The sequence below is a fragment of the Archangium primigenium genome (assembly GCF_016904885.1).
Classification (GTDB): Bacteria; Myxococcota; Myxococcia; order Myxococcales; family Myxococcaceae; genus Cystobacter; species Cystobacter primigenius.
In genome coordinates this window covers 5,345,754-5,357,611 of the sequence record NZ_JADWYI010000001.1, presented here as the reverse complement: position 1 = coordinate 5,357,611, position 11,858 = coordinate 5,345,754, and the positions used below count along the sequence as shown (strand labels likewise).

10 protein-coding genes are annotated in these 11,858 nt (G+C 70.9%); 3 read left to right on the top strand and 7 right to left on the bottom strand.

Annotated elements, in window-relative coordinates:
- Window positions 1–5: 5 nt before the first annotated feature.
- Together I3V78_RS21965 and I3V78_RS21960 are read right to left on the bottom strand one after the other, a co-directional pair.
- Window positions 6–1,040, bottom strand: a complete 1,035-nt coding sequence (locus tag I3V78_RS21965) for a GspE/PulE/PilB domain-containing protein (RefSeq protein WP_204490412.1) — start codon at window positions 1,038–1,040, stop codon at window positions 6–8.
- A gap of 156 nt (window positions 1,041–1,196) precedes the next feature.
- The gene (locus I3V78_RS21960) at window positions 1,197–2,849 is read right to left on the bottom strand and encodes a methyl-accepting chemotaxis protein (RefSeq protein ID WP_204490411.1); all 1,653 of its coding nucleotides are present in this window, start codon (window positions 2,847–2,849) and stop codon (window positions 1,197–1,199) included.
- A 303-nt stretch (window positions 2,850–3,152) separates the two neighbouring features.
- Between I3V78_RS21960 and I3V78_RS21955 the strand changes: the two genes are divergently transcribed.
- On the top strand, window positions 3,153–4,406 hold the full coding sequence (locus I3V78_RS21955; protein WP_204490410.1) for a DnaA N-terminal domain-containing protein: 1,254 nt from the start codon (window positions 3,153–3,155) through the stop codon (window positions 4,404–4,406).
- 23 nt (window positions 4,407–4,429) lie between these two features.
- Here I3V78_RS21955 and I3V78_RS21950 read toward each other — a convergent pair whose 3' ends face one another.
- Complete coding sequence (locus I3V78_RS21950) at window positions 4,430–5,044, bottom strand: pentapeptide repeat-containing protein (protein ID WP_204490409.1); 615 nt, start codon at window positions 5,042–5,044, stop codon at window positions 4,430–4,432.
- Between the two features lie 7 nt (window positions 5,045–5,051).
- Window positions 5,052–6,701 carry a SitA5 family polymorphic toxin gene (sitA5, locus tag I3V78_RS21945; RefSeq protein ID WP_476756491.1) on the bottom strand — a complete coding sequence of 550 codons (1,650 nt, stop codon included), beginning with the start codon at window positions 6,699–6,701 and terminating at the stop codon, window positions 5,052–5,054.
- Window positions 6,702–7,054: 353 nt separating this feature from the next.
- On the opposite strand from sitA5, the gene I3V78_RS21940 reads away from it, so the two are divergent.
- Entirely contained in the window at window positions 7,055–7,978 is a 924-nt protein-coding gene (locus I3V78_RS21940; protein WP_204490408.1) for a lecithin retinol acyltransferase family protein, read from the top strand.
- Between the two features lie 159 nt (window positions 7,979–8,137).
- On the opposite strand, the gene I3V78_RS21935 is transcribed toward I3V78_RS21940, so the two are convergent.
- Genes I3V78_RS21935 through I3V78_RS21925 form a run of 3 tightly spaced genes read right to left on the bottom strand, consistent with a single transcriptional unit; the run spans window position 8,138 to window position 10,666 of the window.
- A complete protein-coding gene (locus tag I3V78_RS21935; protein WP_204490407.1) occupies window positions 8,138–8,356 on the bottom strand; it encodes a hypothetical protein in 219 nt (72 codons plus the stop codon).
- Window positions 8,357–8,376: 20 nt separating this feature from the next.
- The gene (locus I3V78_RS21930) at window positions 8,377–10,017 is read right to left on the bottom strand and encodes a sensor histidine kinase (RefSeq protein ID WP_204490406.1); all 1,641 of its coding nucleotides are present in this window, start codon (window positions 10,015–10,017) and stop codon (window positions 8,377–8,379) included.
- Window positions 9,986–10,666: a response regulator transcription factor gene (locus tag I3V78_RS21925; protein WP_204490405.1), complete on the bottom strand. Its 681-nt coding sequence runs from the start codon at window positions 10,664–10,666 to the stop codon at window positions 9,986–9,988. Before I3V78_RS21925 ends, I3V78_RS21930 begins: the two co-directional genes overlap by 32 nt.
- A 103-nt stretch (window positions 10,667–10,769) precedes the next feature.
- On the opposite strand from I3V78_RS21925, the gene I3V78_RS21920 reads away from it, so the two are divergent.
- The gene (locus tag I3V78_RS21920; protein ID WP_204490404.1) at window positions 10,770–11,858 is read left to right on the top strand and encodes an L-dopachrome tautomerase-related protein; all 1,089 of its coding nucleotides are present in this window, start codon (window positions 10,770–10,772) and stop codon (window positions 11,856–11,858) included.

The window sequence follows — 11,858 nt, the reverse complement described above, 5'->3', positions numbered from 1 at the left end:
GCGGCTCACCCCGCGCGGCGGCTCGGGGCGCGGACGTGGCCCTGGGCGAGCTGCTCGCGCAGCGTGTCGAGCACCACGCGCTCGGCGAGCGGGCCCGACAGGTAGGCGTGTACGCCCAGCGCGCGTGCCCGCTCCGTCTCGCGGCCCCGGCCGGCGATCACCAGCCGCGCCCGGACGCCCTTGCGCATCACGCCCTCGATGGACTGCAACGGCGCGAGCACCACCGTGCGCGCGCTCGCCTCGCGCACGTCCTCCGTGCGCGCCACCCGCGCCCGCAGGCCGGACGTCTCCAACAGCCGCATCAGGCCCCGCGTCGCCCCCGTGCCCCAGCCGTACACCCACACCTCGGGCTCGCGCGGCGGGGGCAGGGGCAGCAGGACACACGGCATCTCCCGCTCGGTGAGCCGCGCGTGCGCCGGCAGCTCGTCCGTGAGCGGCTTCATCACCGGCAGGCCATGCCCGTCCGCCTCGCTCGCCGCCTCCTGGCGCTGGAGCTGGCCGTCCAACAGGAGGCACTCGGCGCGGCCGAGCACCAGGGGCATGGCCGCCTCGGCCTCGGGCAGCTCGATGGCCTCCACCGGCCGCTTCGCGCCCACCAGGTGCGGGTAGTACAGGCGCTCGATGGCCTGGGCGATGGAGGCATCCGTCGCCAGCACCGATACCACACGCGCCTTGCCGGTCAGCCGCGCCACCTCGTCCAGGGCGAGCGGATCTCCCGGCGCCTGCGTGGCCACCACCAGCACCGAGTCCCGGGGGCCTTCCTGGCGCAGGGGGATGACCCGACAGGACTCCGCCACGTGCACCGGCAGCACGTCCACGAGGTCGCGATCCAGCACCTCCGCGTCCAGGTCCACCGTGGCCAGTTGGGCCTGCTCGGCCATGAGCGCCAGCACCTGCTGGGCGGTGCAGAAGCCCAGGTCCACCACCACCTGGCCCAGCGGCACGCCCCACGTGTGGTGCACGCCCAGCGCCGAGCGCAGTTGGAGGGCGTCCACGAGGCCCGCGTCCCGAAGCAGATCTCCCAACCGTTTCTTGCGCATCGCCAAGGCTCCTCGGGACCCGACCGCCGCCCGAGGGGCCTTCCTTGCGTCCCGCGTGCCAGGGTGCGCCCGCGTCCCACCTGAGTGATTCCAAGGGGTTGGGACGGAGGCGAGGGGTGGGAGCTGGGGTGCCCATTCACCACCCGGTGACTGAAGTCACCGCCCGTACTCGGACAGGAGGCCCTTGAGCCGCTGGCCCATCGCGTTGAGGTCCTGCATCGCCTGCTCGGTCTGCCGGGTGCTGGTGAGGCTCTGCTGGGTGGCCTGGCTCACGTCGCGCATGGCCTGGCGGATCTGCCCGATGCCGGTGGCCTGCTGGTTGGCGCTGGCGGAGATCTGCGCCGCGGTGAGTGACGCCTGGCTGAGCAGATCACTCAACGTCTGGATGGTGCTGCCCGTCTGGGTCACCACGCGGGTGGCCGAGGCCACGCTCTTGGTGCCCTCCTCGGTGGTCATCACCGCGCCCTGGGTGGCCTTCTGAATCTGTCCCAAAATCTGCCGCACCTGGGAGGTGGCCTTCTTGGACTGGTCGGCGAGCGCCTTGACCTCGGTGGCCACCACGGCGAAGCCCCGGCCGTGCTCGCCCGCGCGGTTGGCCTCGATGGAGGCGTTGAGCGCGAGCATGTGCGTCTGCTCGGAGATGTCGCTGACGGTGGTGATGATGTCGCCGATGGCCTGGGCCTGCTCGGCCAGGGCCAGAATCCGCGAGGCGATGGACTCCACCTGCTCGCGCACGCTCGTCATGGCGCCCACGGCCTCGTCCACCGCGCGCCGGCCGCTCTTGCCCACCTCCTCGGAGTGGCGCGCCGAGTCGCTCACCGTCCGGGCGCGGCCCGCGGCCTCCTCGGACGTCTGGGCGAGCTCCTCGATGGTGCTCACCGTCTGGGCCACGGCGCTGCCCTGCTCCTGGGCGCCGGCCACCTGCTGGGTGGTGCTCACGAGGATCTCCGCGGAGGTGCCCGCGAGCTGGTTGACGAACTCGGCCACCGTCTTGAGGGTGTGCTCGCGCTCCTGGGCCTGCTGGGCGAGCTGGGCGTCGGCCTTCTCGCGCCGATCGGCCATCTCGTTGAAGGCGCGTGCCAGCTCGCCCGTCTCGTCGGTGTTGCTCACGTCGATGCGGTGGCCGAGCTGGCCGCGGCCGAGCATCACCGTGCCCTGCACCAGCTTGGACAGGGGCCCGGTGATGTTGCGGGTGATGATGGAGCTGCCCAGCACGACGACGAGCAGGCCGAGCAGCGTGCCCCCGCCGATCACCAGCACGCTCAGGTGGGCGCTCTCCTGGGCCTCCTGATCGAGCCGCGCCCAGCGCTTGTCCTCGGCGTCGACCATGGCGTCGATGCCCTGGCGCACCTGGACCATGATCTGTCGGCCCCGGCTGGAGCCTGTGCGCACCGACTCCAGCACGGCCTCCAGTCCGTTGGGCCCCTCGCGCAGCAGGCGCGTCTTCTCCATGGTGACCAGGCGCTCGCGGATGACGGGCTCGACCACCTCCAGCCGCGCGCGCTGCTCCGGATCATCGCGCAGGTGCAGGCGCAGGTTGGCCAGCACCGTCTCCACGTCCCCCAGCGCCTGTCGGTAGGGCTCCAGGTAGGTGGTGTCTCCCGTGATGACGTAGCCGCGCTGGCTCGTCTCGGCGTCCACCAGGGCCGCGCGCAGGGCGCGCATGAGCCGACCCTGATCCCGGCAGTCCACCAGCAAGGCGGTGGTCGACTGGAGCGTCCGCGCCCCGACCAGCGCCACCGCCGAGACCGCCAACAACACCACCAGCGACAGCCCGAAGCCCAGGGCGATCTTGTTTCCGATGCGCATGCGTCCTTCCTAGACCGATTCCACGGTGGGCCGAAGCCCGCAGCAGCCTGTAGCACCCTGTGTCGGCCAATACAGCCTCACGGACTGGGCGACACTCGAGGCCCTTGGATCTCCTGATCCAGCCGGACGCGTGAGGTCGGGGGGTAGACGAGCGGGCGATCACGACTCAGATCGCGAGCGAGGATCACCCCCGGATCAGGAGTCTCCCCCCTTTTTCCCCGCCAGGACCGGTCCACCGGCCCCGGTGGGGATCAGCCCTGAGGGAGAAGCCGGACTCCAGGGCGTGTCCCGGGAGGCGGAGACATGGCCGGATTGGACTGGGTACAGGTGGACGTGGGCTTTCCCATGAGCCTCGAGGCGGTGTGCGCCGCGAGGACCCTGGGGATGGACCGGCGCGCCTTCCTGGGCTCGATCGTGGAGCTGCAGATCTGGGCCGTGCAGGCGCTGCCCTCCGGGCGCTTCGAACGCTTCGGTCTGTCCCGCGGACAGGCGCCGGACGCATCCGCGGACGCATCCGCGGACGAGGCGGTGTGGTGCGAGGCGCTCGAGTCCGCGGTCCGGTGGACGGGCGCTCCCGGCGCCTTCTGGGATGCCCTCCTGCGCGCCCGCATCCTCGTGCGGGAAGAGGACGCCGTGCGCCTCACCCTGTGTGATCGCTACGTGCAAGTGCTCGAAAAGAGGAGGAAAGAGGCCGAGCGCAAGCGCAAGGAACGGGCGGCGAAGACCCCGGGCGCGTCGGACGGACGTCCGGCGGACGGGGTCGGGACATCCGGCGCTAGAAAGAAGAAGGAAAAGGAGAGTGAGAAGAAGACTTCTTCTTCTGCTGCTGCCGGCACGGGTCTGGGAGGTTCACGGCTCCAACCCGTCCCGCTCACGCCGGTGGAGGCGGAGGAGCCCCGGACGGACGCCGAGCCCATCCAGCGCTGCCTGCCGGGCATGCACATGGTGCCCGCCTCGCCTCCGCCGGAGGAGCGGCTCCAGGCGGTGGTGACGGCCGGGGCCGCCGAGGCCTTCTTCAGCGCGTGCCAGGACGAGCGCTGCCGCACCCTGCCCGGCCTGCCCGCCGAGGAGCAGCCCCGGACGTGGGAGGGCTGGTACCGCTTCGCCCTGGAGAAGGTGGGCGGCGACGAGCGCCGGCTCCAGGCGGCCTGGCGGGGCTACATCCACTCGGACTGGGGCCGCACCCGGGAGCCGCGCTGCACCGCCCTCGCCTTCTGCTCGCCCAAGGTGTGGAGCCGCTACCTGGAGCCCGTGGCCGAGCCGTCCGCGCCGTCCACCGAGGACACCGCGAGCGAGTCCACCGAGGCGGGCCGGCGCTGGAAGGCGTGCCTCGGCTGGCTCAAGGACAGCGGCAAGCGCTACGCGCTGACGTGGCTGGCCCAGGCGCGCGCGGTGGACGTGGAGGACGGGGTGCTGGTGCTCGCCGTGCCGGACGCCTACTTCCGCCAGTGGGTGGAGGAGAACTACGGCGAACTGGTGCGCGCCGTGGTGCGGGACGTGGGCCTGGACGGGGTGCGCTGGTGCCTCGCCACGGAGGCGCTCGCCACGGGGGCCTGAGCCCCGCCTTTGGCCTTACCGGACTACATGAAAATTCCGGGGGCCGTCTCCAGGGCGGCGCGCAACTCCTCGACCGTCGTGTCCATGTTCTTGGCCACGGTGGGCGCGTGCCAGGTCACCGCGACCGTGTCCTTGGTGGACTCGCAGACCACCTCGATGGTGACCCGGCCGACCCGACCGGGCCATGCGCGCTGGCGCAACTGCGCCGCGTGCCCGAGGGGATCCAAAACGGTGAAGCACGGCCAGCGTGGCAGACGAATCGTGCTCATGTCGCAGTTGTAGAAGGCGCACCCATGGAGCTCGGCCTCGGAGAAGTCGCAGTCCTCGATCCCACCAGCCCTCCACCTGTCGTCCACGTCCTCGCGGAATCCGAAGTCGTTGCCCGTGAAGCAGCCCGTGAAGCGGCACCCCTTCAGCTTTATCGGCGCCCACGGCATCGTCTTGAGCTGGCTCTTCGCCTGAATGCCACAGTTGATGAATTGCCCTGAGACCAGGCTCAGTGAGCGTCGAGCCGCGCTGATGACAATGGTGCAGTCCCTCAACGTGAGGTCGGGGCCAAGCCAATAGAACGAGCCCTTGCGCAGCTCCAGCCGCTCGCCGATGAGCTCTCGCTTCTCGTAATGGATGTTGGGCGTCACACGGACCTCAGAAGAAGATCATGCGGAAAAAGGTGCTCGCCATCCGTCGCCCGTGCAGCGCGAAGTTCGACTCCGTCCCCGACAGGATCTCGTAGTGGTAGCTCTGCCCGCTCGGGCCTGTGATGTCTACACCGCGGCTGTTCCAGGACAAGCTTGGGAATCGGTCCTTCACCCGGAACTCGATCCAGCGCCCGCGAGCTTGGCGCTCCAGCAGATTCGCCCTGTGCTCCTTTCCCGCGTCCCGCATGGCCGTGATGGCTGCTTGCTCCTCCTTCGACAGTCTAGCGTGTGACCACCTCGCCGCCTCCTCCCTCACGGCGGCCTGCAGCTCGTCGCCAAGCCGATCCTCCGCCGGAATGTTTCTGTAACTCTTGCCGCGTGGGAGGTGCCATCGCTCGCCGTTGCTGAGGATGACCTGCGTGTTGCCCCCTCGGTGCTGGATGGCCACGGTGCCCCCAGGCCCTTGAGCAGTTCCCGAGCCGACGCTCCTCGCCAGGACGTTGAGGGCAGCGGGCGCCTGCGGCGATGTGAGGACGACGAGCGCCCGGCTCCGCTCCACCGCGACTTCGACCGCGGCGGCTTCTTCCAGGGCCACCGCCACCGAGCCCTCCATGCCCTGAACCACCCACTGCGCCTGCGCCTGGTTGAACCTGGGCAGCGAGCGCAGGTGCGTGGCCCCCTCTCCCAGCGTCCGCCCGGTGAGGGTGGCCACCGCGAGAACGAGCGCCCGGGCCGCGTCCGTTCCGATGCGGTTGCCGAAGGCCTCACCCGCGTCGCGCAACTCCTCGAACGTGGTGGCCTCGTGGGCCGCGTGCGCCATGAGGACCCACCCGTCCAGGAGGCCCCACAGGGCGTCCACGCCCAGCCAGGCCAGCAGCACCACCGAGAGCGAGGCCGCCACGGCCTTCGTGCTCGGCTCCGGGAGCAGCCAGAGCGCCAGGTAGAGGCCCGCGGCCCATACCAGGGAGGCGAGTAGCGCCTGGGGGCTGAGCTCGCGTCCGAGGGCCGCGCGCGTCTCGTCGAGCACCCCTCCGAACGCCAGGGCGAGTGCCAAGGTGCGCCTGTCGTCGGTCCTCAGGTAGGGCCCATCCGTGAAGAGGCCCAGGCAGTCACCCCCACCGCGTGACTGACACCACCGGAGGTACTTCTCCTGGAGCGCCGCCTCGGCTTCGGGGACGAGCGAGCCCTTGTCGGTGAGGGGCACCAGTGTGAGGACCCTGTCCCGATACACCTCGGCGAGCAGTTCCTCCTCGGGCAGGGTCTGGAGCATCCCTTGCGCGGTTTCCTGGGGCGTCCCCAGCACCGGGTGGTGCTGGAGGAGCCGCGACACCGCGCGTTGGTATTCCTCCCGCGTGACGGCCACCACCCGCGTACCGCCGCGCGCCTCGACCTCGGCCGCGTAGAGGATGACCACCGGTTGCAGGTCTCTCGGCGCCGCGCGCGCCTCGCGCTCCGCCGCGGTGTTACCTGCCCGGCCGCCCCCGGTCTCCCGACTCGCCATAGGCCCCCGCGACGCGCAGGCCGCATGGAGAAACAGGACAATGAGCCAGAGAGCTCCGGCCGGCGCCCAGGGGGGCGGGCCTTGTCGCCGAGGCTTGAGCTGCGTACCTTCACCCTCCCTTGCCCCAGGACGTCGGTGCTTCTCCGCCACGAACATTGGCTTCTCCAGGTGTAGCAGCGCTGAAGGATGGGATGCGGAATCCCAACCCCCAATGGCGGGGCATTACACTCCTGGAGTTTCAGCCACCGCTACTGACGGCCACGTGATGGGCTGGGGCGCCGCAAACGCGCTGGACTGGAATGTGTGAGCCTTGGGCTTGAGCCGCGCTGACGTGGACAGTAGGGCTATGCTGCCAACTTCTGCGGTAAGGCGGCAAGCTCAGACAATTATCGGCGAGGGCTATCAGATGAGCCCTCGCGCCCTGCTACAGCGTCGAGAGTCAGGAAGGTAGTGAGGCAGTCCAAATCGACACCCTCTGGCCGAACCAGAGGTGGAAGGAAATAGTAGCCTTGAATACCTACAACTCCAGCAGTCACACCGGCTTCGTTCCCGCCAGCATCCTGCCGCCTCTGCCCCGCAACCTGCACTTGGGCGGGGTCATCCAGCTCGGCGACCACCTGCGCTCCACGCGCGGCATGTACTACCACCACGGCATCTACGTCGGTGAGGGCCAGGTCGTGCATTACGCGGGCGACCGCACGAAGGACACCACCAGCGCGAGCGTTCGCCTCGGCACTCTCGCGGAGTTCGCAGATGGTCGCCCCGTCGAGGTCGTGCCCTACGGCCAGAGCCTCCCACCCATGGAAGTGGTGCTACGCGCCCGTGCCCTCTTGGGCGAAGCTCGCTACAACCTCGTGCTGCGCAACTGCGAGCACTTGGCCACGCTTGCCAAGGTTGGGGAGCCGTTCAGCAACCAAGTGCGTGAGGTGCTCGCGACGGCTGGGGCGCCGCTAGCGGCGAAGATGGCAGCTGTCTTCCTCGCTGGGGGAGCCGCGTTGAGCCTCACCGGTGCCGCCAGCACGATGAAGTCCCTCGCGACGGCTGGCAGCCTCGTTGGCGGTGGCCCCCTGGCCGGTGTGGCCGTTACCGGAGCCGCCGTGGGGGCCGCCTCGCTCGCGACGCTCTTCCTGGCCTATCGGGACGACCCGTACGCGACCGATCTTGAGCGCGAGGCGTGCTCCGATGCGCGCCTCTCCGGGTGGTCGACGCTCTTCTTGGGGGCGCTGGGCACGACCTTTCTCGTGGCGTGCCTCGGTCGTGGTAATGGGGCGGCTGTCGTGAGCAGCGGTCTCAAGTCCATCGGGAAGGCCGTCGGTGGTGGCATGGCCGCCGGTGCCATCATCTGCACGGGCGCGCCGCTCGTTGCCGCCGCTGTGAGCGCAAAGACGACTTACAAGCGCTCCAAGAAGCGGCGGACGCCGAGCGGGAAGTGAACTAGTGCCCGAGGCGCTCCCACCGGCCCAGGAGTGTCTCCATCGCTCTGTTTCTCGATGTGCAGTCCGGGCTGGTGGAGCGCGCGCAGCGGACGGGCCGCCTCATCGTGCTAGTGCTCGACAACGACGGCTGCTTCGTCAGCCGAGAGTTAGGTCGGCCTAACCGCCGATGTTGCGCACCACCGTCATGGCCTGCTCGTGATCGCCCTTGAGCAGGCCAGTGATGAGCTGCGTCAGTTCCTGCTCCTTCTGCATCTTCATCTGCGCCTCGAGAAAACCCCTCATCTCGGCGGGCGCCTGGGCGAGCACGTCCCGCTGGGCTCCGGACAGCTCCTCGAAACCCGCACGTACCTCGGCTGGCAGAGCCTTCAGGTTCATCATGCCTCCACGGCTGGGCATTATCGCGGGAAACGGCCGGAAGTTGCCGGGACGGGCGCGGCGCCCTCCTGCACCACCGCGAAGGCGGCCCCCCGGCCCTCGTCCGGGAGCAGTTCCAGCCGGGCCCCGAAGGCGCGCAGCATCGACTGGCCGATTGTCAGCCCCAGGCCCGTGCCGCCCTTCTCCCGCGCCGTGGTGAAGAAGGCGTCGAAGACCCGGGCCCGGTTGGCCTCGGAGATGCCCCGGCCATCGTCGCGCACCACCACCCGGCCAGGTTGGGCCTCCAACTGGATGTGCACGCCCTCGCCCCCGTGCTGCGCCGCGTTGGTGACGAGCTGCCAGAGCAGATCCTCCAGCACCTCCCCGGGCAGCGCGAGCACGTGTCCGGCGGACGCGGGCGCCACCGTCACGGACAGCCCCTCGGCGCGACCCCGCTCGGCGAGCGCCTCCAGGAGGGGCGCCACGTCCGTGCGCGCGGGCCGGGCCACGAGCGAGTCCGCGCGCGCCAGCTCCAACAGCCGCTGCACCAGCCGGGTGAGGCGCCGGGCGTCGGCGTCGATGTTGGCGAGGAAGCGCTCGCGCTGCTCCCCGGACATCTGATCGGCGCTGTCGCGCAGCAGCTCCACCGCGCCCTGGATGGCGGCCAGGGGCGTCTTGAACTCGTGAGACACGTTGGCCGCGAACGAGCGGATGTACTGGTTGCGATCCCTCAGGGCCACGGCCATGCCAGCGAGCGACTCGGACAGCTCGGCGAGCTCGCGCACCACGGGGTGGGCCACGGGGGAGAAGCCCTCGGGCGCGCTGGCGGCGATGTCGCGCGTCTGCCGCACCAGGGCCCGCACCGGGCGCACCACCAGCGCCGCGCCGGCGAGCGACATGAGCGCCACCACGCTCAGGAGCACCAGGCCCGTGGCGGAGAGGTTCCACCGGTCCGCGTACACGGCCTTGGCGAGTGTCATGGGCGTGCGCGAGAGCACCACCGCGCCCCAGACCCGGCGGCCCTCCAGCACGGGCAGCACCACCGTCACGCGCACGCCGGCGTCGCGGCTGATGGAGGCCAGGGGCGCGTCCGTGGCGGTGGAGAAGCGCTGGCGCAGCACCGAGCGCGGCTCGCCACGCAGCGCCGCCCGCACCTCCTCGCGCGCCACGAGCGAGCCCCCCACGTCCGTGTGGTTGCTGGCCACCACCACGCCCTGGAAGTCCACCACGCGGATGCCGGCCAGGGTCGCGCGGCCCACCTCGGTGACCAGCGCGGACAGGGACTCCCCCAAGGGGGCCACCTGGGCATCCACGGGCAGCAGGGCGCGGGGCGGCGCCTCGGCCGCGGGCAGCACCGGCGCCGAGGCCCGGAGCGAGGGCATCACGGGCCGCAGGCCGGACTCCGCGGAGAGCGGCGCCGGGGGCGGCACGAAGGCGCTCAGCCCGTAGCCCTCCCCCACCCGCTCGCGCAGCCCGGCGCGCACCACCTCGGCGATGACCACGCCCTGGGAGATGAGCTCGGACTCCGTCTGGCGGACGAGCTGATCGTCATAGAGGCGCAGGAACACGAGCCCGAGCAGCGCGAGCACGAAGGCGCCCAGCCCCACGGAGGCGAACACCATCCACAGCCGCGCGCGCGGGCGCCGGGCGTCAAGGGAGCGCGAGCCGGTAGCCAAGGCCATGCACCGTCTGGATGACGTCTCCGCCCGCGTCGGCGAACTTGCGCCGGATGTGCCGCACGTGACTGTCGATGGTGCGATCGCTCACCACGCCGTCGTCATAGACGCGGGTCATCAGCTCGTCCCGGGTGAACGCCTTGCCCGGAGCGCGCAGGAGCGCCGCGAGCAGGTGGAACTCGGTGACGGTGAGCACCACCTCGCGCTCGCCCCACCACGCGCGCCACAGGTCCACGTCCAGCTTCAGGGGCCCCCGCTGGAGCACGGGAGAGGGCGTGGCCGGAGGTGCCGCCACGGCGCGCGCCCGGCGCAGCACCGCCTTCACCCGGGCCACCAGCTCCCGGGGACTGAAGGGCTTGGTGATGTAGTCGTCCCCGCCCAGCTCCAGCCCGAGGATGCGATCCACCTCGTCGTCGCGCGAGGACAGGAAGACGATGGGACAGGTGTGCGTGCGGCGGACCTCGCGGCACAGCTCCAGGCCGTCCATCTCCGGCATCATGATGTCCAGGACGATGAGCTCGGGCACGGCGCGGTGGATGCGTGCCAGCGCCTCGCGGCCGTTGGTGGCCTGCTCCACGGAGAAGCCCGCCTGGGAGAGGGCGAACGTCACCACCTCGCGCAGGTGCGGATCATCGTCGACCACCAACAGGGACATGGGCGCGGCCTCCGGGAGCACACTCTAGCGCATGCACGAACGCATACCGGGAATGCGCAAGTGTGGATTCCCGCGGGCGCGCCGCTGGGCCACCTTGCCGCCCATGAAACCCCCCCTGATCGCCGCGAGTGCGCTGCTGTTGAGCGCGTGTGCTTCCCAGACCCCCCGCCCCCCCACGGACTCCCCGCTCGTCGTGGCCGCCGAGAGCCGCGAGCAGATCTGGAACGGCGTGGCGCTCGCCGAGGACGGCCGGGTGTTCGTCGCCGGGCCCCGCTGGACGGGCACCCGGGGCCCCGCGCTCGCGCACCTGGACGCGGACGGCAAGCCTCACGCCTTTCCCGATGAGGCCTGGAACGCGTGGACGCCGGGCGGGGACGCCCAGCGGGCGTTCGTGAACATCAACGCCATCCACCGCGAGCCGGACGACTCGCTCTGGGTCATCGACACGGGCTCGCCGGACTTCGGTGGCGCGCCCTTGCCGGGGGGCGCCAAGGTGGTCCGCATCGAGCTCAAGAGCGGCACCGTGAGCCGCGTCTACCCGCTGGGCGCGGACATCGCCACGCCCCAGAGCTACGTGGACGACATCCGCATCCACGACAAGACGGGCTACCTGACGGACGCGGGCCGCGCGGGCCTCATCGTGCTCGACCTGGAGACGGGCGCGGCGCGCCGGGTGCTGGACAACCACGCCTCCACCCTGGCGCCTCAGGACCGGCCCATCCGCCTGAGCGGCCAGACGGTGAAGGCGCCGGACGGCTCGGTGCTCCGGGTGAACGCGGATCCACTGGAGCTCAGCGCGGACGGCCAGTGGCTCTATTTCGCCTCACTGCACGGGCCGTGGTCGCGCATCGAGACGCGCTGGCTCCGCGACGCGAGCCTCTCCCCCGAGGCGGTGGCCTCGCACGTCGAGCCCTGGGCGGACCTGCCGCCCACGGGGGGCACGGCGCTGGATGCGAACGGCGACCTGTACTTCAGCGACCTGGCGGAGGACGCGATCAAGAAGCGCACGGCGGACGGCCGCATCGAGACGGTGCTCGTGGATCCGCGGCTGCACTGGGTAGACGCGCCCTACCTCACCCAGGACGGCTGGCTGTGGCTGCCCGTGCCCCAGATGGACCGCGTGGCGCTGTTCAACGGCGGCCAGGGGAAGACCACCTGGCCCATCCAGCTGCTGCGCCTGAAGGTGCGCTGA

Coding starts and splice junctions, on each gene's coding strand:
- I3V78_RS21965 (WP_204490412.1), bottom strand. CDS start 1,040: ATGCGCAAGAAACGGTTGGGAGATCTGCTTCGGGACGCGGGCCTCGTG.
- I3V78_RS21960 (WP_204490411.1), bottom strand. CDS start 2,849: ATGCGCATCGGAAACAAGATCGCCCTGGGCTTCGGGCTGTCGCTGGTG.
- I3V78_RS21955 (WP_204490410.1), top strand. CDS start 3,153: ATGGCCGGATTGGACTGGGTACAGGTGGACGTGGGCTTTCCCATGAGC.
- sitA5 (WP_476756491.1), bottom strand. CDS start 6,701: ATGTTCGTGGCGGAGAAGCACCGACGTCCTGGGGCAAGGGAGGGTGAA.
- I3V78_RS21935 (WP_204490407.1), bottom strand. CDS start 8,356: ATGAACCTGAAGGCTCTGCCAGCCGAGGTACGTGCGGGTTTCGAGGAG.
- I3V78_RS21930 (WP_204490406.1), bottom strand. CDS start 10,017: ATGGCCTTGGCTACCGGCTCGCGCTCCCTTGACGCCCGGCGCCCGCGC.
- I3V78_RS21925 (WP_204490405.1), bottom strand. CDS start 10,666: ATGTCCCTGTTGGTGGTCGACGATGATCCGCACCTGCGCGAGGTGGTG.
- I3V78_RS21920 (WP_204490404.1), top strand. CDS start 10,770: ATGAAACCCCCCCTGATCGCCGCGAGTGCGCTGCTGTTGAGCGCGTGT.